The organism is Psychromonas ingrahamii 37 (assembly GCF_000015285.1).
GTDB lineage: Bacteria > Pseudomonadota > Gammaproteobacteria > Enterobacterales > Psychromonadaceae > Psychromonas > Psychromonas ingrahamii.
In genome coordinates this window covers 2,819,607-2,845,593 of the sequence record NC_008709.1, presented here as the reverse complement: position 1 = coordinate 2,845,593, position 25,987 = coordinate 2,819,607, and the positions used below count along the sequence as shown (strand labels likewise).

General features: G+C 39.3%; 20 protein-coding genes and 2 pseudogenes. 13 read left to right on the top strand and 9 right to left on the bottom strand.

Going from position 1 to position 25,987, the window contains the following annotated elements; genetic code table 11:
• The first annotated feature begins 34 nt into the window (after positions 1-34).
• On the top strand, positions 35-511 hold the full coding sequence (locus tag PING_RS12055) for a response regulator (protein ID WP_011770639.1): 477 nt from the start codon (positions 35-37) through the stop codon (positions 509-511).
• Between the two features lie 214 nt (positions 512-725).
• Here the strand turns inward: PING_RS12055 and cysZ are convergent, their stop codons facing one another.
• Positions 726-1,517, bottom strand: coding sequence for a sulfate transporter CysZ (gene cysZ, locus PING_RS12050; RefSeq protein ID WP_011770638.1), 792 nt, complete (start codon positions 1,515-1,517; stop codon positions 726-728).
• 166 nt (positions 1,518-1,683) lie between these two features.
• Here cysZ and zipA point away from each other — a divergent pair, with 166 nt between their 5' ends.
• Positions 1,684-2,559, top strand: coding sequence for a cell division protein ZipA (gene zipA, locus PING_RS19555; RefSeq protein ID WP_011770637.1), 876 nt, complete (start codon positions 1,684-1,686; stop codon positions 2,557-2,559).
• 411 nt (positions 2,560-2,970) lie between these two features.
• Positions 2,971-4,926 carry a helix-hairpin-helix domain-containing protein gene (locus PING_RS12040; RefSeq protein WP_408635126.1) on the top strand — a complete coding sequence of 652 codons (1,956 nt, stop codon included), beginning with the start codon at positions 2,971-2,973 and terminating at the stop codon, positions 4,924-4,926.
• 12 nt (positions 4,927-4,938) lie between these two features.
• Here the strand turns inward: PING_RS12040 and PING_RS21990 are convergent.
• Positions 4,939-5,059, bottom strand: a pseudogene (locus tag PING_RS21990) (IS982 family transposase); the annotation flags it as partial.
• A gap of 145 nt (positions 5,060-5,204) precedes the next feature.
• Here PING_RS21990 and PING_RS12035 point away from each other — a divergent pair.
• A complete protein-coding gene (locus PING_RS12035; RefSeq protein ID WP_011770635.1) occupies positions 5,205-5,465 on the top strand; it encodes a DUF5062 family protein in 261 nt (86 codons plus the stop codon).
• Between the two features lie 395 nt (positions 5,466-5,860).
• Here PING_RS12035 and PING_RS12030 read toward each other — a convergent pair whose 3' ends face one another.
• Positions 5,861-7,216 carry an SLC13 family permease gene (locus PING_RS12030; protein ID WP_157035362.1) on the bottom strand — a complete coding sequence of 452 codons (1,356 nt, stop codon included), beginning with the start codon at positions 7,214-7,216 and terminating at the stop codon, positions 5,861-5,863.
• A gap of 644 nt (positions 7,217-7,860) precedes the next feature.
• On the opposite strand from PING_RS12030, the gene PING_RS12025 reads away from it, so the two are divergent.
• Positions 7,861-8,433 carry a zinc ribbon domain-containing protein gene (locus PING_RS12025; protein WP_011770633.1) on the top strand — a complete coding sequence of 191 codons (573 nt, stop codon included), beginning with the start codon at positions 7,861-7,863 and terminating at the stop codon, positions 8,431-8,433.
• A 185-nt stretch (positions 8,434-8,618) separates the two neighbouring features.
• On the opposite strand, the gene PING_RS12020 is transcribed toward PING_RS12025, so the two are convergent.
• Genes PING_RS12020 through PING_RS12010 form a run of 3 tightly spaced genes read right to left on the bottom strand, consistent with a single transcriptional unit; the run spans position 8,619 to position 12,380 of the window.
• Positions 8,619-10,400 carry an ABC transporter ATP-binding protein gene (locus PING_RS12020; protein WP_011770632.1) on the bottom strand — a complete coding sequence of 594 codons (1,782 nt, stop codon included), beginning with the start codon at positions 10,398-10,400 and terminating at the stop codon, positions 8,619-8,621.
• Positions 10,397-12,175, bottom strand: coding sequence for an ABC transporter ATP-binding protein (locus PING_RS12015; RefSeq protein WP_041766453.1), 1,779 nt, complete (start codon positions 12,173-12,175; stop codon positions 10,397-10,399). The genes PING_RS12020 and PING_RS12015 overlap by 4 nt, the downstream gene beginning before the upstream one ends.
• Positions 12,168-12,380 carry a hypothetical protein gene (locus PING_RS12010; protein ID WP_041766452.1) on the bottom strand — a complete coding sequence of 71 codons (213 nt, stop codon included), beginning with the start codon at positions 12,378-12,380 and terminating at the stop codon, positions 12,168-12,170. The genes PING_RS12015 and PING_RS12010 overlap by 8 nt, the downstream gene beginning before the upstream one ends.
• A 768-nt stretch (positions 12,381-13,148) precedes the next feature.
• Here PING_RS12010 and PING_RS12005 point away from each other — a divergent pair.
• The 3 genes and pseudogenes from PING_RS12005 to PING_RS20050 form a co-directional block, all read left to right on the top strand.
• The gene (locus PING_RS12005) at positions 13,149-13,343 is read left to right on the top strand and encodes a YodC family protein (RefSeq protein ID WP_011770630.1); all 195 of its coding nucleotides are present in this window, start codon (positions 13,149-13,151) and stop codon (positions 13,341-13,343) included.
• A 1,012-nt stretch (positions 13,344-14,355) separates the two neighbouring features.
• The gene (locus PING_RS12000) at positions 14,356-14,616 is read left to right on the top strand and encodes a hypothetical protein (RefSeq protein ID WP_011770629.1); all 261 of its coding nucleotides are present in this window, start codon (positions 14,356-14,358) and stop codon (positions 14,614-14,616) included.
• Positions 14,617-14,789: 173 nt separating this feature from the next.
• A pseudogene (locus PING_RS20050) lies at positions 14,790-14,924 on the top strand (transposase); the annotation flags it as partial.
• A gap of 59 nt (positions 14,925-14,983) precedes the next feature.
• Here the strand turns inward: PING_RS20050 and PING_RS11995 are convergent.
• The 3 genes from PING_RS11995 to PING_RS11985 form a co-directional block, all read right to left on the bottom strand.
• Positions 14,984-15,991 (bottom strand): sulfotransferase family protein, encoded by a 1,008-nt coding sequence (locus PING_RS11995; RefSeq protein ID WP_011770628.1) that lies wholly within the window; start codon positions 15,989-15,991, stop codon positions 14,984-14,986.
• A gap of 76 nt (positions 15,992-16,067) precedes the next feature.
• Positions 16,068-17,330: a chromate efflux transporter gene (gene chrA, locus PING_RS11990; protein WP_011770627.1), complete on the bottom strand. Its 1,263-nt coding sequence runs from the start codon at positions 17,328-17,330 to the stop codon at positions 16,068-16,070.
• A 1,612-nt stretch (positions 17,331-18,942) separates the two neighbouring features.
• A complete protein-coding gene (locus tag PING_RS11985; protein WP_011770626.1) occupies positions 18,943-19,440 on the bottom strand; it encodes a fasciclin domain-containing protein in 498 nt (165 codons plus the stop codon).
• 544 nt (positions 19,441-19,984) lie between these two features.
• Here PING_RS11985 and PING_RS11975 point away from each other — a divergent pair.
• The 5 genes from PING_RS11975 to PING_RS11955 all read left to right on the top strand — a co-directional run bounded on the left by PING_RS11975 (position 19,985) and on the right by PING_RS11955 (position 25,964).
• Positions 19,985-21,628: a phosphotransferase gene (locus PING_RS11975; protein ID WP_011770624.1), complete on the top strand. Its 1,644-nt coding sequence runs from the start codon at positions 19,985-19,987 to the stop codon at positions 21,626-21,628.
• Positions 21,621-22,511 carry a GAK system ATP-grasp enzyme gene (locus PING_RS11970; protein ID WP_011770623.1) on the top strand — a complete coding sequence of 297 codons (891 nt, stop codon included), beginning with the start codon at positions 21,621-21,623 and terminating at the stop codon, positions 22,509-22,511. Before PING_RS11975 ends, PING_RS11970 begins: the two co-directional genes overlap by 8 nt.
• Positions 22,512-22,635: 124 nt before the next feature.
• A complete protein-coding gene (locus tag PING_RS11965; protein ID WP_011770622.1) occupies positions 22,636-23,730 on the top strand; it encodes an HprK-related kinase B in 1,095 nt (364 codons plus the stop codon).
• Between the two features lie 24 nt (positions 23,731-23,754).
• Positions 23,755-24,561 carry a histidine phosphatase family protein gene (locus PING_RS11960; RefSeq protein WP_011770621.1) on the top strand — a complete coding sequence of 269 codons (807 nt, stop codon included), beginning with the start codon at positions 23,755-23,757 and terminating at the stop codon, positions 24,559-24,561.
• Between the two features lie 59 nt (positions 24,562-24,620).
• On the top strand, positions 24,621-25,964 hold the full coding sequence (locus PING_RS11955) for a metallophosphoesterase (protein WP_011770620.1): 1,344 nt from the start codon (positions 24,621-24,623) through the stop codon (positions 25,962-25,964).
• Positions 25,965-25,987: the final 23 nt, after the last annotated feature.

Here is a 25,987-nt window from a genome sequence, read left to right as displayed (position 1 = left end):
TTTTTTGTTAAGCAATTTAATTTGAGAAAGAAAAATGGAAAAAATTAATATTATTTGTGTTGATGATGAACGTGACGTCTTGGAATCGGTCAGCCGCGACCTCGATTATTTTAGCGATATATTTAATATTGAAGAGTGTGAGTCTGCTTTTGAATGCTTAGCGCTATTAGAAGAGTTCGATGCACAGCAGAAATATGTCGCCTTGATTATTTCTGATCATATTATGCCGGAAAAATCAGGGGTCGAGTTATTGACTGAAGTGGCAATGGATAATCGTTTTCTTGGCACGAAAAAATTACTGTTAACAGGCCTTGCAACACAAGCTGATACTATCGATGCAATCAATAACGCCAAAATTGATAACTTTTTAGAAAAAGTGTGGGATCCTAAGCAGTTATTACAAATGGTAAAAAAGTTACTCACTGAGTATATTATTGAAAAAGGGATCGGTTATGAGGAATATATAGAAAAACTCGATGCGCCAACCTTATATCGATTATTAAAATCCTAAGCGCAAGCAAATCAACAGTGAATAACGCTGCATTTTAACGCTCTTTGTTGCAACGAATAACGCCACATTGCATGGCGCAGCGCTTTATGAAAGTTCGAATATACTTCACCTATTTGACTGCCTCTCTAGTATCTGCTGGCAGTTTTAAGCTTGACAGCAAGGGCTACTTGTTCTTTTGCTAACGCTCTGTACATAAGCTTTTCTCTGTTTTCACTTAATCATTAACCGAGATTTCTGGTGAAGTGAGGGAGTTTAGTGATTCTTGTTTATAGACATCCACCCAAAAAGCCGTCGCGCCGCACACCGCAATCGGCATAATGATAAAGTTTATAATAGGGAGAGTCGTAAAGAAACTCACCAGCATCCCGAACGTTAAATTTTTGCCTAAACGTTTCCTTAATGCCTGTTTCATGGTCGCAAAAGGAATTTTATGATTATCGAAGGGGAAATCAGCATACTGTATGGCCATCATCCAACCTGCAAATACAAACCAGATAAAGGGGGCAACTATTTGTCCAAAACCCGGAATAAAAAATAATAGACCGCAGAACAACATTCTCGGCAAGAAGTAAGCCAGTTTTTGTAACTCTCGTTTAAATATACGCGGTAAATCTTTAATCAGGTCAGACAAACCTGGATCATCTAATGGCTGATTGGTTAATATTATTTCAGTTTTTTCTGCCAATAAACCATTAAAAGGGGCGGCGATTAAATTAGCGACCGCAGAAAAAATAAAGGTAAAAGCGAACAAAATGGTCAGGACTAAAATAGGCCATAAAAGATAATTTAACCAGCTTAAAAATGCCGGTAGAGCTGCCATATAACTGTCTATCCATTGTGTTATAGAACTAAACAGAAACCAAAAGGCAGCGGCAAAAATAAGTATATTAATGATTAACGGTATCAATACAAAAATCCGCAATTTGGGATGGCTGATAAGTTTTGCGCCTTTAAGGAGATAACCTGCACCCGAAAGGGGCTGTGTTATAAGTTGGTTTTGGATCATAATTTACTCTTTAAATTTATCAAAAACAGGAGTCTAACGAAAAATATGGGCTTTGTATAAACGTGTAGCAGTTTTATAAAAAAATATAGGCAATAGTAGACGCTTTCATTTAATAAAGGTACTTTAACAGTCATCTAATTATATTTTTCAATTAAGAGAACTTACCATGCAGCATTTTCAATCTATTCTTATTTTTATTGGGCTAATTGCCATTGCCGCAGTATTAATTCATGGGTATTTAATTAATCGAAAAGAAAAAAAAGTACTGTTTGAGAATAAAATAACCACTGATATTTTCTCTGAAAAAGAGAATGTGGACCCCGCTGAAGATGCTATTGATGATTTGAAGTTCAATTATCGGAGCGATCAAGACGATCAAGAGCAAATCGATTTTTCAATTTCAGAAGATGATGATTTTGAAGCGCTTCATTTTAATGGACAAGAGGATAGTGATAAAAAGGACAGCCCAAAAGTTAATCTTTCTGATTCTCTTCCAGACGAATCTTTACAAGAATCTTCTTTAAATGTCAAAGAGAAAGAGACAGATCAAGAAACAGAAGATGGCAAGGTAAATTATTTTGAGTTGGAGGCGGATGATGAAAAAGCTGCTGCAAATAACGCAAATAATGAACCACAGGATGTTTTTATTTTTAACGTTGTTGCAAAAGAAGGTACTAAATTACTCGGACATGATTTATTACAGTTTTTCTTAACCTCCGGTTTCCGTTTTGGTGAGCGATCTATTTTTCACCGCCATTTACATTCCGACGGCAACGGACCTATTTTATTTAGTATTGCCAATATGCTGGAGCCGGGCATATTTGATCCGGATCGGATGGGGCGAATTTCCTGCGAAGGGGTGTCCTTTTTTGTTGTTGCGCCGAATCTGGAGATTAATATTAAAACCGCATTTGATATGATGCTAACGGCCGTAGAGCAGATGACTGAAGAGTTTGACTGTGTGGTTTTAAATGCACAACGAGAGCCGTTAACGGAGCAGGAATATAGAGATGATCACCAGCGACTTATGCGTTATGTGTAATTGTGAGCAAGAAAAACGTAAAATAAAACCTCGGGCAGCGAGGTTTTTTTATAAAAAAATATGGTCTGGATATAAGTACAGAGAACGAAATACAAAGATTGACGGCCTTATCAGAAGAATATAACTATCAATATTATGTACTTGATAATCCCAATGTGCCGGACAGCGAATATGATCGGATTTTTCAGCAATGACAAACCTTCGAAAAATATCACCCTGAATATTTAAATCCAAATTCACCGACGGCCAAACCTTCCCTGATTCGTACAAAACCACCTTTATATTGCCAATGAATCTTGTAATGACCGTTACAGTTCATTGAGGATTAGCTAAAAGAATAGAAGCGAAGTTTACGAATGAGCATGAACAGATATAATAGCTAAATATAATAGCGTTACATTAGGAAAAAATATTAAAATGATCACATTAAGTAAAAGTCAGGAAGAAGTATTTAAAAAACTAGCTGTGGAGTTATCAATGTCTAAGCTAATTGAAGCCTGTAATAAAAGTGTTGATTTTTCATCCCTTAATTCAAATGAACAGCTTGATGTTTTAAAGGTAACCAATGCGTTTTACCGTTCAGCTGAGCAAATCATTAATGATTCAACTTACGATGCTTTCCTAAGTGAGTTCAGTACTTATAATCCCGATCATCCTTACTTATTAACTGTTGAGCCTGAAGTATTAGCGGATAGCAAAACAGTTCCTTTGCCAAAAAAAATGCTATCGACAGATAAAGCATATTCTTTTGAAGAAATTAAAAAATGGATTGATAGATTGTTAAAAGCCGCGATAGAAGTCGGTGTAAGCGAATCTGAAATACAAATCAAAGTCACTCCAAAGCTAGATGGCTATGCTGCATATGATGATGGGATATCTCTTTATACTCGTGGAGACGGTGCCAGAGGCCAAGATATTACCCGAGCGTTTAATAAGGGTCTACAAGTTGCAAACAATGGGGATCGAGGCTTAGGGCCGGGTGAAATTGTCATTAAGAAAAGCTATTTCGATACGGTTCTTAGTGATAAATTTGAAAATTCAAGAAATATTCAGGCAGCCATTATTGCAGAAAAGAAGGTTGATGAATCCATTCAAAAGGCAATAGATGTAGGGGCTTGTGTATTTTTTCCTTTCTTATCACTTGAAAACTGGATTGGCCATTACACCGAAATTTTAGTCGATTTCGAATCAATTGTTGAAAAGATGTGGTCTGCTGTAGATTATGATATTGATGGGGTTGTTTTAGAAGTAACAAATGAAACTCTAAAAGAGCATATGGGGGCGACACGTCACCATCATAGATGGCAGATTGCTTTTAAAGTAAATGCGGAATCAGCTGAAGTCAAAGTGTTAAATGTAACGCCGCAAACGTCAAGAACTGGACGTGTTACACCCGTCGCCGAGTTAGAGCCTACCAAGCTAAGTGGCGCAACAATTAGTAGAGCTACTGTACACCATTACAATATGGTTAAAACTAATGGTGTTGGCCCTGGTGCAATCGTGCAGCTTGTTAGAAGCGGACTCGTTATTCCAAAAATTGAGAAAGTGATTAAAGCGGTTGAGCCCCAGTTAGCCAAGGAATGCCCTAGTTGTGGTACGCATTTAATTTGGGAATCAGACCATTTGGTATGCCCTAATAAAACCGACTGTCCAGCACAAACAGAGAATACCCTGGTCCATTTTTTCAAAACATTAGGCAATAATGATGGTTTTGGTCCTAAGGTGATTGAAAAGCTTCATGAGTTTGGAATAAAGAAAATCCATGAAATCTATGAGCTAAAACAAGAAAGCTTTGTCAGTTTTGGATTTGGCGATAAAACAGCTCAAAATTTAGTGGAGCAGCTTCAAGTTAGTCGTGATGTTGAAATTGAAGACTGGCGATTTTTGGCCGCCTTTGGTGTAAGTCGATTAGCTGGGGGAAATTGTGAAAAATTATTGCAACACCATTCATTAGACTCTTTGTTTGAAGCTACTGTGGAAGATTTAGTGCAGCTTGATGGTTTTGCACAAGTGAGTGCAGATGCCATTGTAGAAGGCTTAGCCAATATAAAGGAAGAATTTCTTAAACTGAGTGCATTGAATTTTAATTTGACAATAACCCCGAAGGCTTCAGAAAAATCTCCGGGTGAAACCCCCGTCTTTGGAAAAATTATTGTGTTTACTGGCGCGATGACTCAAGGTTCAAGAGGAGATATGGAGAAGCAAGCTAAAGCACTGGGCGCTAAGGTTGCTAAATCAGTAACCGGTAAGACTTCACTCCTTGTCACTGGCGATAAGGTAGGGGCAAATAAAATTAATGCCGCTCGTGATAAAGGAGTTCAGGTACTTTCAGAATTGGATTACTTGGCGTTAATATCAACTTACTAGACTGAGATTGGGTTAAGCCATTCTGATATTTTCACCCATTAGCACATTTTTTTATTGGGTGTTAAATTGATTGATGGCTTACCTTTTTGCAGGCAATAAACAATTAAACACAAAGCATATTTGCAACAAAGCCCAAAGCTCAAAGCTTGAAAGCCCGAAATCTTGAAGCTCGCTTCTGCGTTATCAACTGAAGTGATACAATGACAAAATAAGTCAGGGTTTATTGTCTTTAAAAATTTATAAACTTGTTATGAGTATTAACCATATTGGGTAACGCGATGAAAAAAATAAAAAATGAATCTCAATTATTACAACATGCTATTAAATTAGGGACAACCTACGCAGCAAAACGGGGTTATGTCGGCATCGATGAAACAACCTCTGCCAAGGATAAGCAGGAGTGTATTTACCGTTTATTAGTACAGGATAAATTGGTTTCGCCGCTTCCTAAAGATCAGGAAACATCGGCTGATATTCGCCATAAATTAGTGATCTGGATAAGTAAACATTTGCCGCCGGATCACTCTTTGCTAAAATAAGAAATAAGAAATAAGAAATAAGAAATAAGGCTTAGAAAGGCATAGGTTAAAAAAGGGAACCTTTAATAGGGTTCCCTTTTTTATTGCAGTAACGGCTTGTCTAATAACACTAGAGTAGACGAACAGCTTTTGCTTTGTTGGTGTTATGTTGTCGGTAGGGTGTATTTTATGCGCAGGGAAAGCGATCCTCGAGCTTTGGAGCTTTGGAGCTTTGGAGCTTTGGAGTTTCGAGCTTCTCGCAGCTCGCCACTCTTAGCTCTTAGTCCGTAGGGTGCATTCTATGCACCGCAAGCAGCGGCTATCGGTGCGCGAAGCGCACCCTACGAGCCAAGAATAGGCGAACAGCCTTCGTTTTCCACAATATAATGAATAACCCATTCAGAATGTTCACCTGCTTAAAAATTAAGAAAATAATCCCAATAGGTAGATGCAACAGCAAAGACCAGCAGTATGGAAAAAAGGTTTAAGAGAAAACCATATCGGATCATGTTTTTAACTTCAACGGCCGCACAGCTCATTGCGATCGCATTTGGTGGTGTTGCTATGGGCAGCATAAAAGCGTAACTCGCGCAGATGGTGGCGACCATCATCAACAATCTTGTATCCAAACCATTTTGCTGACCAAGGGCGTAAATAACTGGTAAAATCATAGAAATAAGCGCTGTATTACTGGTGATTTCAGTTGAAAATGTGACTAGGCTGGCGATTAAAAGAATCAATAGTGGGAGCGGTAATTGGCTAAAGCTTTGCAGAAAAGTCGCTAACTGAACCGCCAAACCTGAGCTTGTAAAAACATGGGCAATGGAAAAACCTGCGCCAAATAAAAATAAGATTTCAAAGGGAATTTTTTTGCTATCGGACCAGTTAAGGATACTGATGGGCGGTACAAATAAGATTAATCCTGCGCATAATAAAATCCCCTTTTCATTTAAGCCCAATCCTCCATAGTAGGGTTGTATTGGTGAGTTAATAAAAAGTAACAAGATCAGGGTTACTAATATCGTGGTTACTTTTTTTTGCTCCGTGCTTAATTTTGGTTGTTGCTGTAATGGTTTTTTAGTTATCTGTTGATTTTTTGTTCCCCATGAAAGCATCCATCCAAGAAATAAAAACAGAATCAATGCTAAGGGTAACACCAGTAAAATCCATTGTATAAACGGGATGCTGGGTAGATTTAACTGATCCAGCAGACCGTATAGAATCAAATTGGGTGGTGTGCCGATGGGGGTAATAATACCGCCAATACTTGCCCCGTAACAGATGGCCAAGGCGAAGCGCTTTTTTAAGGCATCATCTTCAGATAAAAATAAGGCTAACGGAATTAATAATAAGCAGCTGGTGGTATTCGATAGAAACGCGCTAAGACTGCCCGCGGTTAATGCGAGGGCATAAATCATACCTGTTATTGTATTTGGAAAAAATGCTAATATTTTATTGGCAATAATTTTATGCAACTCGGTTTTTTCCACTGCAATCGCCAGTAAAAAACCGCCAATAAAAAGAAAAATAATGGCGTTGCTGTAATTACTGGTGACCTCGTCCGTGGGCAACAAATCAAACATAGGAAAAAGAAGGATCGGCAGTAATGAAACAACGCCCAGCGGCAATCCATTATTGCTCCACAACATAACCAGCAAACAGATTAATGCCAGCGTGATTGCCTGAGCAGGGATAAGCCAAATAACGGCGATAAAATAAACCGGCAGCGTACAACCTATTGCAAGTAAAATCTTACTGATATTGCTGTCCATATTACCCATCCAATAGTGAAATATCTGCCTATCATTTTAGTCTCAATATCAGATTTAATGGCCGACGATCTTAATAATAAATTCGTTGTTAAGATGGCTGTATATGACGGGACAAGTTTTTTTAATATAGCTTTCGCTGGTGGCTGTTGGTTTAACTTTATCTGTTAGTATTTTTCCCTTGACGGGGTTACTGATCAGAAACTGAAATGCAGTTTTGCAGTGCGAGGGGGATCATGCTCTTTCGACAGCAAGAGAAAAATGCACTGAAATTGCTTAGCTACATTGGTTCGAATTGTATTGTATTGTATTGAATTGATTGGGAATATTAATATTTTTTTTATTCTGAAAGTTTTATGCTCAGCTATTTTTTATATTGACTTCTCATATTTTAATAATTGATATTATTAATGAGTTAACTATAACTAACTGATTTTATTTGTTTTTATTAAAATTTTTCCTGAGTGTTGATAAATAAGAATCGATTGATCTTACATAAAAAAAGATCAACTTATCAATGAAAATGCAACGCAATGTCATGTTTTATTTATAAAAATATGTTATAAATATCATAAAAATGGTTTTCATCTGTACATTAGTGCGAATGCAGACTAATACTCTGTTAGGCAAAACACTAGGGGGTAATTATGAGTGATAAGATGAAAAACTGTCCTTTTTGCGGTGAAGTTATTTTTAAAAGAGCAACGAAATGTAAGCATTGCGCTGCTAATATTGATACCGGGATAAGCAATACATCCAAACCTGTTACAGATTATGGGCTGCTTTTATTGGGACTTCCAGTTGTCACTACCTTTCTTATTTGGTTCTGGATTTCGGGGCTAAATCTGCTTCAATCACCAGGCGGAAAAATGTCTCTGCTTATTCTTCTTACTGTATTAGGTACCGCCATTATTACCGCAATGGAAGCCAGTAAAGTTGGAATGAAATCCGATATAAAAAAAGGAAGTTATAGCCCCACAGCCTGGTTCTTCATTATTTCTTTGATTTGGATAATTGGTTATCCAGTTTATCTTTATAAAAGAAAAAATTACGGTTTAAGTAATCGTCTAATTATGGGGGGGATTATTGCTGTTATTTTTGTAAGCAGCTGGGGCATAATGAATTTAGCCATTGATTCTCAAAAAGAAAAATTTAGAGGTGATTTAGAACAAGTGCAGCAGCAGTTAAATTCGCTTGTTAATTTTTTTATAATTTCCTGATAACAGGTTCAACTGGACAGATAACGGTTGCCGCGATTTTGTTAAAAAACCAAAAGCTGCAAAAATTAAAAATAGTTGTCCTTTTTTGAGGATCATTGCAGCATATTTCAGGAAGCCTTGATCCCATCTTTTAACAATAGCAGCATAAAGTTGAGGGATTAAAATCCCCCTGCGATCCCCATAAATCAGGTCGACTTTGTCAAAATTGGGCTATTGTTGACTTCAGTATTGAGTAAGCGCGAGTAAACGCCATTTATTGCCAGCAACGCCTGGTGGTTGCCCTGTTCCACAATCTTGCCTTGGTTGAGCACCAAAATTTGATCTGAGTGGCGAATGGTACTCAGACGGTGAGCAATGGCGATCACGGTCTTTTCCTCAAACAAGCGCCCGATGGCTTTTTGGATTAGATTCTCGGTAATGGAATCCACGGAACTGGTGGCCTCATCCAACATCATTACCTGTCCGCCCTGAGCCACAACCCGAGCAAAGGAGATCAGCTGAGCTTGGCCTGCCGACAAATTACTGCCGCTTTTTTTCAGCTCAAATTGGTACTGATCCGGCAGCTCCAAAATAAAGTCGTGGGCATAAACGTATTCCGCAGCATCGATCACCGCATCGTTACTGATTTCGGGAGCACCAAGGGATATATTAAATTGAATATTCTTCTCAAATAGAAAGACGTCCTGCTGCATTAGAGAAAACAAGTGCGACATTGAGTCTTTGGGAATGCTCGACAGCTCAAGGCCATTGAGCAGAATACTGCCTTGATAGTCCATATAGGTTTTACTCATAATACGAATGATCGTCGACTTGCCTGAGCCGGTCGTGCCGACCAAAGCTAATTGCTCGCCTTTGTTGAGTCGAAAGGACACGTCATCCAAAACGTAGGGACCTGTGCCGCCATAACGGAAACGTACATTTTTGAATTCCAGAGACTCAAAATTAGCCAGCTTTTCTTTTATCGTGTCTGCTGGCAACAGCGTTCGCCCTTGTTCTTCTAGGACTTCCTCAAAAAGTTCTTCAATGTGCTCAAAGGCCGCAAAAGAACGCTGGATAGCCGCGATTTGCGAGGTAAAATCCCGCAGAGGCACAAACACTTTTTCCAACGTATTGATAAAGGCTATCAAGACGCCAAGGCTGATAATTCCCTCGAGAACCTTACCGGAGCCATACCAAATAATCAGTCCGATGGTGATGCTAGTGATGCCGGTTATAATCGAAAATAAGGTGGCATCGTATTTATTGGTTTTTAATTGCGCCCGCAGGAAATCTTCTGTGTAACCTTGATACTTGGATTCTACGTCCTCTTCGGCGCCATACAGTTGAACGGTTTTGACCCCCAACAAACACTCTTGCAGAAAGCCTGTCCCTTTGGCCAAAGATGAGCGTGTGATGCTATACATTTCACGCAGGCGATTACGGACATACTGGGTTAGCAGTAGTACAGGCGGAAACACCAGCAACACCAACAAGGCTAATTGCCAGTTGATAAAAAACATAAAAATCAGCACCGCTAGGGTGTTGATCGAGTCTTTTACCAAATTCAGTACGCCCAGTACAAAGGACTCACCAATGGCTTCAAGATCGCTGGTCAATCGCGACAAAGTCACTCCCGCGGGCGTTTTATCAAAATAGGTTCTGGGCAGTTTCAAAATGCGCCCAAACAACGCCATCCTCATATCGAAAACGGCTTTCTGCCCGGTCATGCGCAAGCAGTATGTATAGATTCCATCGGCAATGTAATTAACAATCAACACCACCACCATGACAGCAATCAGGAACATCAGCCCGGCGTATTTACCTGGGGTAAGGTGCTGATCGATTACTTGAATAACCAGCCAGGGAAATAATACGTTGGCGGCTACCGATATCGGCATCATCAGCAAACCAATCAGTGCGGTTTTTTTGTAGCACGAAGCGTAATAATAGAAATGCTTAAGGTAGGCGAGATCTGGAGATTTAATCATGCGGAGTCCTCCGTCTCATGTTGCTGTAATTGCCAGGTATGGCGATAATAACTGGATGACTCAAGTAGTTGAGCGTGCGTGCCACGGGCGATGATTTCACCCTGTTCCAATACCAAAATTTTATCCATGTATTCCAGCGCGCTGACGCGGTGAGAAACCACCAACAAACTCTGCCCCTCAATGCGATTGAATACCCCTTTTAGAATGGTTCGCTCGGTTTCGTAATCCACGGCAGACAATACATTGTCCATAATAATCAGGTCGCTGGGTGTCAGCAGAGCTCGGGCGATACTCAGACGCTGCTTTTGTCCCCCCGATAGCATAATGCCTTTTTCACCCACCAGTGTTTGGTCGCCGTCACTAAAACGTCGCACATCTTCGCTTAACTGGCTGAGTTCGAGCACCTGCTCCATGTCGAGTTGATCAGCTGCTTGATCTTGTTGTTTGGAGCCAAACTTAACATTCTCAGAAATAGTATCAGAAAAGAGAAAAGGGTCCTGAGTAATGGTCCGGACATAGCTGCGCCAATCCTGACGCGATACCTGCGTAATATCTTTGTTACCCCAAAAAATTTGCCCGGCTTGAAGAGACAAGTGATGATTTAAACAATTTACCAGCGTACTTTTACCGGCACCAATGCTGCCTAAAACGCCGACTTTCTCACCGGGTTCAATGGAAAAGTTGAGGTCTTTTAGCACCATCTCCGATTGTCCATTCGTGGCGCTTGGATAGCAGTAACTGAGGTTTTTTACTAAAAGTGTTGATTTTCGTAAGGCGGATTTTTGATCAATGTCCATTCTCAACAGATCCGTGCTTGGCACCTCATTATTGAGAATATTCTGCACACTATCAATACTGATCATACCCATTTGATAAACCGTGACAATTCGGCCCAAGTGCATTAGCGGTATAGCCAAGAGTACGGAATAGGACAAAAAGGCAGTAATTTCACCAATCGACAGTTTTTCCTGTAAAAGATAATAACCGCCCAGTCCCAATATCAGCACTTTCATAAAATGGTTGGCGTAATCCAGAATAGGCATAAAGATGGTTTGGATTTTGGCTATTTTCATGGTGCAATCAAAGAGACGGCGATTGACTTCATTCAGTTCGCTGGTCACCCACTCTCCCATCTGCTGATTTTTAATCAAGTCGATCCCGCCCAGATAGTTCATCAACTGCTCAGATAAATCCTGCAAACGTGTCAATCGTTCTGCCTGTAAGGCGCGCAATCTTCTAAAACCAATGCGGAAAATAATGGAGGCAATAATGATTGGGATCACAGAGTACAGAGTTAATGCTGGAGAGATTTTCCACATCCAAATCGGTGTAAGAGACAATGCAAATAAAATATTAAACAGCTGTAAAAACCCAATACCATAAAACAGGCGAATACCGTTAAGGTCATTATTGATAATAGATATCAGTTTGCCGGACGCAAATTGCGCGTGAAAGGTTGAAGGAAGCCGGTTCAAACGCTGAAAAATATCATTTTTCAAGGTCGCTTCTGTAATGCGGCCTGGGTTTAACGAATATACCCGGGACAGAATACGGATCACCACCATTACCACCGACAGTGCAATCACCCATTGTACGTTTTCAACTAGGCCCTGTTTCGAGGCAAGTGTTGACTCGTTAAGTAGATCAACGGCAAGCTGGATATAGCGGGGAATTTCCACCTGCAGGTAATTAACTACAAAAATACAGACAATTGCAAACAAATAAGAAAATTTGTTTAACAGGAAATAGTGCAGTATAAATTTAGATTTAGTCATTAATCGCAGGGCCTTTATTACAGATTGATGGATGCTGAGCAAGGCAGGCATCGATAATCATCTGTCTTGGGTCTCCTTCTTCACTCAACTGCTCAAGCAACCATGCAGGCAGGCGAATAGGTTGAGTTTTCACGCCGGGCTTGCGACCGCAACCGTTGCGTTTTCCGCCGTGATCACAGCAATCTTGATTGGGCTTATGGGGCATTTTGACTCGCTTTAATGAGGAATGTGAGTAGAAAAGTTTGATAAGTGTACGCTTATCAAGTGGTTTTTACCAGCGACTATTTGTCATGAAGGTCTAGTAACAGGGAGCGGTAATCGGGAAATTTTTGGTTGTTCTATTTTTATTTCTTGCAATTTTTTTGATTTATACAGATCTCTAACTGTTTTATAAGTATGTTGTTGTATTTTTTTATCAATAAATTAATTTTTAAATGTGTATTGGTAATAATTCAGACTAATATATTGTTAGGTTCAGTCGGAATTGCACACTCATATATAGTTCTAAAGTTTATATTTGAAAATAATATTTAATAAGAGGATTTACTATGATTAACGCAATTATTCAAGCTATCAATGGCTGCCAAAAAATCTTGTTCATTTATAGAGGGTTGCTGCGGGTTGCTCAACCTTGTGGAGTTGGTATTCAACAGCAGAAAATGAGGTGTTAAGGTGTTTTTAAATTCTCGAGGTTATAAGAAAGGGGGGCAAGGTAGGCAACGAATTTAATCTGAACTATAAATTTGTACCTAACAAATTTATCAATAAGGAAAAAATACGGCTGGCTATTTCGCTTCACTCTATTTAGCCACTCGAATTTTTCCTGTTATTAAGACGTTGAAGTTGCAGAATCACTGGTTTTTTATGAAAATGGAGAAATTCTACAGTCTCATTAGGCGCTCTTTAGTAGTCTATTATAATTTCAATTTCAATCGTAAATATATATTCATATAATTAAAATTTAGGAGGAAATATGATCAATATATATAGCACAGGTGATGTCGTAAAACTAAAATCAGGTGGGCCTGAAATGACGGTTAACAAGGTATTCGTCAATATTGATGATGAATTTACTGGGAACTATGAATGTCAGTGGTTTGCAGGGGATAAGCTTGATGAAGGTATTTTCCCCGAAGAATCATTAGTCGAAGTGACTGCTGAGGAATAATAAAGAATGCTGTAACTGCATCCTTACGGATAAAGGTTCAACCCGATAAAAACATATATTTATATTAGGATGATATTGTCAATCACCTTATTAGATAGTTGGCTGATTCTCTTACTAGCAGGCTAAGCAGATTACGGGATCAGGTCTGAATGGCTGTGCATTAAGCTTTTCCACCCTTGGCTCTTGTATTTTTTCTTTACTTCGGAGGATGCCCATTGTTTAAAATATTAGCTTGATCCTGATGCCTTGGTACTATCAATAAGCGATAAGCAGATGCTCTCTTTTTTCTCACCCTCGGTTCAATTTGACTCGCTCGATGTTTTATCTTGCTAACGTGTTTGTTGACCACAATAATAACCTACGAAAATTTCCTCACCGCATTGGTTTTAATTGTAATGTAATATATTGAAGTGATTGAAAAATAAAAATAGTTGTTCTGTCTTTGTTGTACCCTGAAAAGTTTTTAGTTGTCCCCGAACACCCCCTGATAGAGATTTCAATAAATGAAAATATGTTATTTCCCCAATATAAAATGTCGGTTTACAATCAAGAATTGGATCTATCTAACTGTTTTATCAGCTTGTTATGATATGATTTTCTACCAATAAATTAAATTTAAAATGTGCATTAGTCAGAATGTAGACTAATACACCGTTAGACAATTTAGAATGTAATTTGCCCCTTTAGATTAGCGGAATTAGGGGGTTCTGATGCTGATTATTTAATAGAAAACGGGCTATTGAGAACGCATGAAATTGATTATATTTTTTCTCAAATTTAGCCTTGCACTATAAACATCGACAGCACCTAAGTTGATATAAGGCTAATGACAACGGAATATATTCATTGATAATATGAAAATTATTTATGTATTAAGCACATTCCCTAACGAAGCTGCTGCACTCGGAATCGATATATTTTTCGCGGTCTTTGCTAAAACAAAGAGACCGTAAAAACAGACTAAACTACGCGCCAGTTACAAGGCATTATATTTTTAAGGATAAAAAATAGCATGAAGCATACTTTATTAGCATTTATTTTACGTAATCTAATCAAATTAACTATGACCATTATTTTTGTTGTTGTTCTGGCTATCTTTCCTGTTATTTTTATCGCTTTTTTAAATCCTGAATGGCATATGAGTTTAACTGATACAGGGAAAAGATTGCTTTTTTTCCCTCTCGTGATTGTTGCCGTTGTTGTCTCTAGAAAAGTGAATAAAAGATTATGTGTAACTCAAAAAGTGAATAAGTTTATTGGTATTACAGAGTAAATAATACTTATTGTGCTATTGAGCATTTTGTCCCAGGTAATACACAGCAGACATTAAGTTTTATTCCATTGGTTGCTAGACGTCACAAGTCAGCCCGCTTTTATTTAACATAGCATTTAAAGAAAAAATTGGCTGCCCCATCTTTTTATCCGATCTTTTTTTCAAAAAAATGATACTGGGGACGCCATTTTTGGTCTAGAAGATATTTTTGTGTTACATCGAGAGATGTTAGTAAAGAAATGACTAAAGAGTATTTAGCCCATCATTTTGAGCCTAAAGTTGATTATTATTTTAAAACTGATAACTAAAAAATAGGGTCTTAAATCCGTAAACCCACCTACTTTAGTCGGTGGGTGTTGAGTTCAAACTATGCGATCGGTCTATTTTTAATTTCTTTTAATAATTCAGTTTGACGTTCACGGCGCTGCTTGTCTTTTTCATCAACCTGTGACATTTTTTCCTGCTTCATTTTTGTATTTAAACTATTGAAGCTATCAATTTCGTCGTGTGAAAATATTTTTTCTTCACCGAGAACAATTCTGCATCTCTCGTAGCCTAGTTCGTCTAATATATTTCCAGAAACGGATTCAAAAATTTCAATGTTAGCTGGTGACATTTCTGCCAGAAATTTCCTGCTGTTATTTGTTATGATCGGGCTAGTGACATTGCCCCATAACTCGCTAGATTTGGCTGCGTTTTTAGCTTCATTACTTTTATGGAACTCAAGAATTTCAGGGACGTACTCTACACCTAAAAATTCACAAAGAGACCTAGCGATTTTTTCGGGGCCTTGCGTGAGTTCCTCATAACTAATACAGAAAAAACGTTTTTTATCAATTAGTTTTTTAAAGTCTAAGGCAATTTTTTGTGTTTTTGACCAGCCAGTTGCAATGTTATAAATGTGCTTTTCACCTACAACTGCCTTTTGAAATGATAAAGCGACATCGCGGCCATCTCGATATAAGTAAATATATTTAGGGTTTTCAAAGTGTTCTTCAATTTGGTTTATGTACTTTATATTAGCGAGACTTTTACAGCACCATGTTTTAGCACCTTGACTTTCAGTGTAAAGATCATGAATTGCGGCATAAACACCGAGCAGTGACCTGCCTGTGGCATGTGATTTTATTTTACTTCGATCAAAAGTAATTCCGCTCCATTCGACGGGGTTTAGCTCCACCAGTCTACAAATGTCATCAATTAATTTTTTATAGTTAACATCAAGATCCAAATCTCCATAAGATTCAACCAAAGGAAACATGCGCTCTAATATATGTGGTGGATGTGGAGAAGCTATATCGCTCAGCTGATTTAGCATTAGTCTTAATAAATTTGAGCCAGATCGTTGAGTTCCAATCATAAATATAGGTGTCATAATTTTTTCCCTAGTGTTTTAAAAAGGTATTAAAATAAGTAAAAATATTATTTATAAGAGTGTTTAGCTTAAAAAATCATGTAAAAGCAAGTAGCCCTGTTATTCCTGCCAAAGGAATAATCCAGACTACTTCTAACTTAAGTTTTAATAACGCAAAGATTGAAACAATGAAGATAGCCAATGATATTAAATTGTATTCAGCTGATAATGAAACTATATAAGCGGCTGAGGCAATCATACCAATGACAGCACAGCGAATGCCTTTAAGAATTGCCCTGAGATTATACGAGTGTTTAACGCGCTCCAGGTAATGTGTGCAGATCAGCATAATGATAGCGGGTGGTACAAAAATTCCGATGGTGGCAATAGTTGCACCAAGCACTCCAGCTACTTTATAGCCTATAAATGTTGCGCTAATTAAAATGGGTCCAGGGGTGATTTGGCCCATCGCTATAGCATCAATAAACTCTTTATGGGTAACCCACTGGTATGTTTCAACGACAGATTCTTGCATTAGGGGGATAAAAACAAAACCGCCGCCAAATAAGAGTACGCTCATGCCTGCAAACGTTGCGAAAAGTTTTCCTGCCAGAAGTGTTTGAGCATTGAACAATGTCGATAGGATGGCAACAACACTTACACCTGAAACAGTAATGATAGGCATTAAGCGAAGCTTGTTCTTACTGATTTGGCCGCGAGTTTTATCTGCTTCGCTCATTTTCTGTACTGTTGATTTTTCAGGATATTCTTTTTGAGAGGTGAGAAGTATTTCCTTTTTAAATAACAGCCAACCAATACAACCGGCTAATATAATAATGATTATAGTACTGTAGAAACCGCCAATAAATATCAGTATCAGCATCGCTGTTACAGCGATGCTTAAATCAATCGCACTAGATAAGGCTTTTCTTCCCATGTTAATCGAGGTTGCGACAATGACGGCTGCTACGGCTGGCAGGATACCTTTAAATATATTGCTAACACTGGGTATTTCGCCCCAAGTAAAATAAGCATAACTTAAAAAAAGAATAAGAAAGAAAGAGGGGAGGGTGACAGCTGTTGCGCATGTTATTGCACCTGCAACGCCACGAATTCGGTAGCCTGCATAAGCGACAACATTTACCGCCACAGGCCCAGGTAATATTGTTGCAAGTGATATTCCGTCTAGCATATCCTCATCGGTAAGTAGTTTCTCTCTATCAACAAGGTAATTTTTAACTACGGATATCAGCGCCATAAAGCCGCCAAAAGCTGTGCTGCCAATTTTGAGAAATATCCAAAATAGGGTAGGTAGCGAGGGAGGTGTTTGCTTAGTTAATTCTCGGGTATTTACACGCATAAAAAAACCTTATACTGATAATACGTTGCCAATCCATTGCATATGAGAGCGCAATAATCGTAATAAAGATCTGTTCGTGTTCTTAGCTATTATATTGTCTTTAGGAGAAATAGATCTGCATTTTATGCAAAGACTATTTTAAATCAATATCATAGCGGATCGTAAATTAAGTTTAATTCCCATTGTAGTCAAGGATTTTGTTAAAAAAATGTTGACTTTGTTAAATAAATGTTAATTTTGCTAATTAATTATTAACTAATTGATATATAGGTTAATTTAATGCTTAAAAGTTGATTTTATCTAAATAAGAATACCAGAACCAGAAGTCACTCATTATAAAATTACCTATTTTTTAAAACGATAATAGCTGGACACCCATCTGATAGACCTCAAAAAACTTAATAGCTGGACACCCATCTAATTGATTAAATATTAATCCGCTTCTCTATTTTATTTAGACACTGTTTTGAATGATTAGGAGCTTATTATGACGCAATCTCGTGCAACACAAGTGTCCTTGGTTGATACACCTTATTTTATGAATAACATCCCTGTTATTCACTTTTTCGAAGCCAGCTGAGTTGTTCAATTTATTCCCTAAAAATTTGTCATTATATTTCCCGTTGTGTACGTCGTGCTTTTTTATGCGGCTAGGATAAGTTCAGCGGGCAAAGCTTTGAGTATCGCAGACAATCGATGGTCGAACGCCTCCAGTCTTTAACCTCTATTTTTAACCTTCATTTTTAATATTGATACCTGCGCTTATGCCATCATATCTAATCTCCGTAGTTTAAATAAAAGGCATCTGGTTTTGCATGTTAATGAATTAGAAAACAGTGAGTTAACCGATGAAGACGTTTGTCTGCGCTGGAGCAGTCTTTATTCAATACCAACATTGATAAGCTGATGGCAAGTGGGGGCAGGGTTATCCCAAGGCATTCCTTTTTCGCTGATTGATTATATGAATTACTGGATTGGACGAGCAGAGCATTACGGTATGATAAGCGGGGTGTGGTACTCGGTACTCAACCTCAATTACTTGATATATTGGGGATTGATGATAAGACCTGGTATGAATTAGCGAGTAGTTTTGGCAAAAATTATCAGGGTGCGGTAGGGTCGTTAGAATAATTATCCTCTTACGCTGAACATAGGGGTAAATGCTGGATTGCCAAGAAAAATGTATTGCATCGATGTTTACATTAATCCCTAATTTAAAATACTTTAATGACAACCTATGCTCTCTGCTCATTGAGGGTCTTCAACACGCGTTAAATTCAGTTCATCTAACTATTTAACCTGCTTTTCAATAAGATTTTGCTCGATACCTTAATAAATCACTTAAATGCTGCTTATTAGTGCTGATATTTATGCGTCTTTACATTAAATGATAGCTATTGTAATTAATGGGTGTCCGCAATTGTTTGATTGTTTGCCATTCAAAGAAATTTTTTCAGTAAAAATCTACAGAAATTTCCTATCGGCATTGGTTTGGTGCTTTAGAAACCAAAAGATTTAGCTGTACGATCTTTTACGCGATCTTTTTATAGAGTTGATAATTATGCTGATAGTGCACAGCTTAATGATTAAACTGTGCACTGATAAGTGGAAATTATTTTGGTAAAATCACACTGTCTATTACATGGATAACGCCATTGCTTGCTTTGACATCAGCTATCACTACGGTAGCATCGTCTATCATTACTTTACCGTCCATGATGTGCACCATAACATCTTGTCCCTGAATAGTTGTTGCACTGTCGAGTTTCATTACATCTTTAGCCATTACTTTGCCGGCAACTACATGGTAGGTTAGTATTGAAACCAACTGTTCTTTGTTTTCAGGCATTAGTAACATTTCTAACGTGCCTTCAGGTAATTTAGCAAATGCCTCGTCAGTTGGTGCAAACACAGTGAAAGGTCCTTTACCTTTTAAAGTATCCACCAATTCAGCTGCTTTTAATGCTGCAACAAGGGTTGTAAACGAACCATTTTCAACAGCCACATCAACAATATCTTTTTTCATGACATGACTGTTTGCTTGTGCCAAAGGCATAAAAATCAAACTGCTCATTAGTAACGCACCAATAGTTAATATTTTGTTTAACATAATACTTTCCTTTTAAGTTAACGTTCAAAACATCATATGATGTTTTGCGCTACTAAGTACGTTCCCTTTTAAATAGTAGATCATTATTTTTATATAATAAATATCAAATAAAGTCAATTATATGTCTATTTTTATATAAAAAAGAGCTCTGATTGAACAATAACAATAACAATAACAATAACAATAACCATAACGATTTACTTGTGCTTAAAAATTTCCATGTAGTGGGGTCTTTGGTCTCCGGGGCTTATTCAAATGGCGAAACTCAACGGTTACGGTTAGAAAATATTTTTAAGGCGCAATATGAGGAGATTGACATACTTTCCGACCTAAAGGACGTAGCTTCACGTGCAAAAATAATGAGAAAGTGGACTAAAAAGCGGAACATCAATTAATGCACATCTGTTTAACATTAATCTGCAAGCTACTGAAAAGAAGATGGGTTTGTCATATTTCTGTAACAAAAATGCTCTTTCAATACATGTGTTTTATACTATGAGGGTGTTATCATTCATCGCGTAAATTCTTATCATATGAAGATTAGATGCTTGAACTTAATAAACAGACTCGCGAAAACTTACATTTCTTTTTTTTAGAAGTTCATGAGCAGCTATCGCTTGTAGAGCTATATTTCCGCCATCCTGATGCACGAGTGGTGCAGCGACTTACCGGGCGGGCAGGATATTCTGATAATCTGCGCAGTCGTATTCAGCAGGGTCTGATGCGTCAATTAATGGCACGCAAAAAGAATCGCTCCTCAGATGTAGGCCTTAAAGCCATTGAGGAGCTGGTGTTTGACGTATCCGGCTTATGCAGTCTTGGCTGTGAAGCGATTCAGGAATGTCATAAGCATGTTTTGCCTGATCAGTTGAGTGCGCGTAAGCTATGTGCCAAATTGGTGAAGTCATTACGCCGAACAATAGCGGATATCGAACCCGCATTAAGTGAATACGATTGCCATAAAGCAATTACAATTGGTAAAGCCGCCCGTAGTCTGACTAAGCGCCTGAAGCCAATTACAGAGAAAATACTGACGGACTCATCATCAGGTGACTCGAAAAGTATTTCCGGGCTGTTGTTTAGTACCTATGCTTTGGGCCTAATGCTAAAGCAGCTAGAAAAAGTATCGGAAGCTATCCTCACGGCAACCCTAGGCCAAAAAATGAATATTGGGCGTTATCGCGCTTTGGCGCGAGTGGCTGATCAATATAAAACTGAAACAGACAATCTTCAAATAAATACGGTTGCCGAGACTCGCTCGGGAAGTACGATTGCAGGGTTGCGACTTGTAACTGATAGGTATGAATCTTCTCAATATATGGCGATTTTTAAGGAAGGGGATCGTCATAAGCTTAAGGAGGAGGTCGACGGTGTAGAGAGCTGGCATGGTATTTTTCCCGGGCTAGCACCCAAAGTGCTTTCCTATAATAAAAAAGGTGATCGCGCATCGTTATTAATTGAACATCTTCCTGGTCATACATTTGAAAATTTAGTATTAAGTGATGATACTAAATTATTAAATAACGGACTAAAATCACTGCTTAAAACATTAAAGAAGGTGTGGAACGCGACCCATCTTAATGAACCTGCCAGTGCATATTATTGTCAGCAACTGGAAACACGTTTACCAGTTATTTTTGGTGTTCACCCGCAGTTTCAAACATCGTATCAGTCAGTCTGCGGTATTCGCGTTCTTTCCTTTGAAGACCTCCTGACTCAGGCCAAAGCAAGAGAGTCAGGGTTTTGTGCGCCATTTTCGGTTTACATTCATGGTGATTTCAATCTTGATAATATCTTATTTGACCCTGCAGAGAATCACATCAATTTTATTGATTTACACCGTTCCTGTTATCAGGATTATGTACAAGATATTTCAGTATTTATGGTCTCTGTATACCGTCTGCAGATCATAGATCATGACCGCCGAAAACAGGCGATGGATGTTGTTTTACGCTTTATTGGTGCCATGCGACATTACGCAAAGAGCCGCGATGATACCTTTTTTGAGTATCGTCTTGCCTTTGCACTCGCACGTTCCTTTGCTTCTTCAACGCGCTTTATTCTAGATCGCCGTTTGTCTGAGCGTATGTATTTTCGCGCGCGCTATTTACTAGAGCGCTGTTTAGCTGTTGAACGGGGAAAAGAATCTAGGTTCAAATTACCTTTTGGAGACTTATTTTTTGAATAATTTAAAAGTTGGCGTTATTGGTATTCCGGGTAAATGGTCGACAGAAGTGCTGGCTGACCGCCTTGAAGAGATGACTGGTTTTCGCTTAGTAATCGATATGGCAGAAGTGACCCTTGATCTTGCGTCTAAGCATTTAATGTTTCGTGGTATTAATCTTTGCGAGCTCGATGGATTGATTGTAAAAAAAATCAGCCAAGCCTATTCACCCTCGATGCTGGATCGCATTGAGTTGCTGCGTGTTGCGGAGCAGGCAGGGGTAAGGGTTTTTTCTCGCCCCGAAAGTATTTTACGGCTAGTTGATCGTTTGAGCTGTACCGTGACGTTACGTAATCATGATATCCCAATGCCAAAAACCTGTGTGACCGAATCGCTAGATGCGGCTGTGTCGGCCATTGAGGAATATGGTGAAGTGGTATTAAAACCCTTATTCTCAACGAAAGCGCGCGGCATGACATTACTAAATGCCAAGCAGCCTCGCGATGAATTACGCTCACAACTGAGTCTATTTCAGCAAGATAACCCCATGCTGTACTTGCAGCAAAAATGTGATCTTCATGGGCAGGATCTTGGTATTGTATTTTTGGGCGGGGAGTATATTGGAACCTATGCGCGGGTATCACAAAGTGATAGCTGGAATACCACGATATTAGCAGGTGGTGAATATAAGCCCTTTACACCCGATGATGAGGTGATAGCGCTCGCCAAAAAAGCCCAGCAGCCCTTTGCCCTCGATTTCACAACCGTTGATGTCGCTTTTACGGATGATGGGCCAATCGTATTTGAAGTGTCTGCTTTTGGTGGTTTTAAAGGCGCGCTGGACGGATGCGGTATTGATGCGGCAAAATTGTATAGCCAGTATATTATTGATTCTTTTGCTGGTTAAATGCGACTCTTCGCAAATGCACTTTTACTTTATTAACTTATTTTTGCAGTGGTTTTGATACGAATATTATTTGATTGAACAGTATTAAACGGCGGTGAATAAAACATAAATAATTAGGAAAATAATGACTAAGCAGTTAAACGATATAGTAGGTCAGTTAAATATTGACCCGAATGATTGCCAGTATCACTTTAATTTGGTATTGGAACGAGTGCAATTAAATGTGCACTGTAATACTCAAGAACTGGTTATTGCATTGCAAGAGTACTTTTCAGCTTATGCTCCTTTGCAGGGCGATTTTGATCAGTCATTTGATATATTTATGGTCGAATCGGCGCCGGTTGAGCAAGATCTAGCCTGGAATAATTGGCCAAGGGAGTTGGGTAAACGCGGGCTTAAAGACAGTTATATTGACATTGATGGTGGCCGATGGCTGCGTAAAATAAAGACGGGAATGGTCTATTTTCAGGGCAATGATTGTCGCTTAGCGATGGGTCCCTGCCAGGCGAATTTTAGTCAGGTGATTAATTATGTGATTAACCAGTATATGAACTATTTGCAGCAGGATGGCGACTTGATTTGCCATGCTGCCGCACTCAGTTTGGCCGGCCGAGGTGTTGCTGTTGCTGCATTTTCGGGTGGCGGAAAATCAACTACAATGTTAAAGCTGCTAGATCAGGAAAATGCAAAGTTTGTCTCTAATGATCGCCTGTTTATTCGTCAAAAAGACGGGCAGTGCATTGCGCGTGGTGTGCCCAAATTACCACGTGTTAATCCCGGCACTTTGTTGTATAACCCTAAATTAAAATCGATTCTTTCGGATTCAGAACAAGCCCGGCTTAGCGTTTTACCTAAATCAGAATTATGGGATTTAGAGCAAAAATACGATGTAATGGTGGCATCGGTTTATGGCGACGAAAAAATACAAGTGGATTGTGAACTTCAAGATTTACTGTTGTTGAATTGGCATCGCGATAATACCGATAATACGCAGATCAAGGCGATTGATATTGCCACACGGCCCGACCTTATCGCAGCTATTGCCAAAAGCCCTGGACCGTTTTATCACAACAACAAGGGGGATTTTTTAATGGACCCTTCACTGCCTGCAGATAAACTTTATATTGATGCTTTAAAAGGAGTCAATGTTTATGAGGTCAGTGGCTGCGCTGATTTTAATAAGTTGGTTGAACTTTATCTGACCAAGATTGAGGCCTAGTATTGTTAACGTGAGAGTGTTTAGATGAAAATCGAATCTGTCCAGAAGAGTGGCTATCAAAAACCGACGCTAACTGAGTTACAAAAAGAGAGCACTTTACCGGTGGGTGGGGAGTTTATTGCGCTTATTCGCCATGGTGCTTATGCGCAGCTCAACAATACGCCCAGTGCGCATCAGCCATTTCCATTAACCGTTGAGGGTGAGGCTGAGGTTGTTGCGCAAGCGCAAAAGTTTCGTCTGTGGCTTATTGCCAATAAACTGCAGCTTGCGCCCGAAGTGCATTCTTCCAATGCACTGCGCGCCTGGCAAACAGCGCAACTCTACATTCGTGAATTATCGGATTGTTTTACCGCTATACCAACACACTTGGGATTTGATAGTCTCGCGGAACGTGGTTTGGGTTGCGCGGCAAATTTAACCGTCTCGCAAATCGAATCGGTACTGGCCAATGACCCTCGGTTTGATACGCCTCCGGTGGATTGGAAATCCAATAGCCATTACTGCTTACCACTGCAGGGTGGTGAGTCTTTGATGATGGCGGGTCAGCGAGTCGCTGATCATATAGAGACGGTGATGCAGGCGCGTAAAACCGCGATTTTAGCCGATACAGCAGATTCTAAAAATGCTTTGCCGCAGATGCATCTGTTTTTTGGTCATGGCGCATCATTTCGACATGCGGCTTGTCATCTAAATGTAATAGAGTTTAAGTATATTAGCAGGCTTAGTATGTTTTATGGTCAACCCGTTATTCTGCATCGCGACGCCACACCTTGGCGACACGTCGCCGGAAATTGGAAGGAGCGTCATATCACGGCTGAAACCCTTGATTAGACGCTAACCATTAAGCCTTAATTTTTTTGATTTTACAGCATGAGCTGCAGGTTTTTACTATGCTAACAACGACATCGATTTCTACTTTTGTACCGACAACAACGCCATTACCAGGATTTCCACGCTTTTGTTTGAAGTGGCCGCTTAGCGAAGATTCCGTGCATGAGTCGGTACAGAATGAAAAAGTGCTGGCCAAAGCGGTAGATACTAAAGCCTTTAATAAAGGTTGGGTGTTTCCTAAGCGACCTATTTTGTTTATTGCCGATGCGCATGCTGATGCCGATGCTTTTTATGCCTCATTATTAGCAACGGGCGGCATTGAAATTACGGGTAAAAAACGCAAGCCCCTTCGCTTAACCCATTTTGGCCGTAGCGCTGTTTTTGTGATTGGCGGTGATTGTCTTGATAAGGGACCGAGTAATTTACAGTTGCTGCGGGCTGTTAAACAGCTGATTGATACGGGTGCGCGCGTTAAAATTTTGGCCGGCAATCATGATTTGCGATTGTTAATGGGGATCCTCGTTATCGGTGAAAAACGTGAAACCGGATCTGAGCATATGTTTGTGCGCATGGGCCGCAAGGTAATACCTTTACTCGCAGAGGTATTTGATGAATATTTGCGCGCAAGTAAGTGGGAAAAAGGAATACCCGACGAGAAAGAGTGCCGCCGGCGTCTTTTCCCGGCCGATGATTGGTTTGAAGCCTTCCCCAGTGTTGCTATTAGCAGCATAACCCCGGAGGGAATTGCGCGCGAACTCAAAAAAATGCGCAGTAAAGTGCAGAAATTTGAAGAATACTGCGAAGAATCAGGATTAACTATGCGCCAGGTTTATGCTGTTGCGCTTAAATGTAAGTCGCTTTTTTTAAGCGAAAAAGGCGAATTCGGTTGGTTTTTTCATAGTATGCAACTTGCCTACAAAAAGGGATCATTTTTGTTTGTACACGCAGGACTCGATGACCAAACTTGCCAGGATATTGCCGAAAATGGCATTGCCCAAATGAATAAACGTTTTCATCAACAACTAAGCCAAAACTTATTTGGTTTTTACTACAGCTCACTGGCCAATACCTTCCGGACCAAATATCGCCTCGCGGATAAGCCCCTGACATCAGCAGGTGTTAATAGTGTCAAAGCGGCAGGTATTTATGCATTGGTGCGCGGCCATGTTAGTCACTTACAGGGACAGAAACTGTCGATTAGAGAAGGTTTATTGCACATCGAAGGTGATGTCACTTTAGATCGTAATTCTCGCCATAAGGGAGGTGCTGTGGGTATTGGCTATGGTGTTACCGTCATTGAACCTGCCGGATTTGTCGTCGCAATTAGTGCCGATTATCCCTATGCTAAAGTATTTAATCCCAAGCATTATTCATTAAAAAATCATGCATCAACACATCATTAATCTGGTCAATGTGGTGAGTTTTT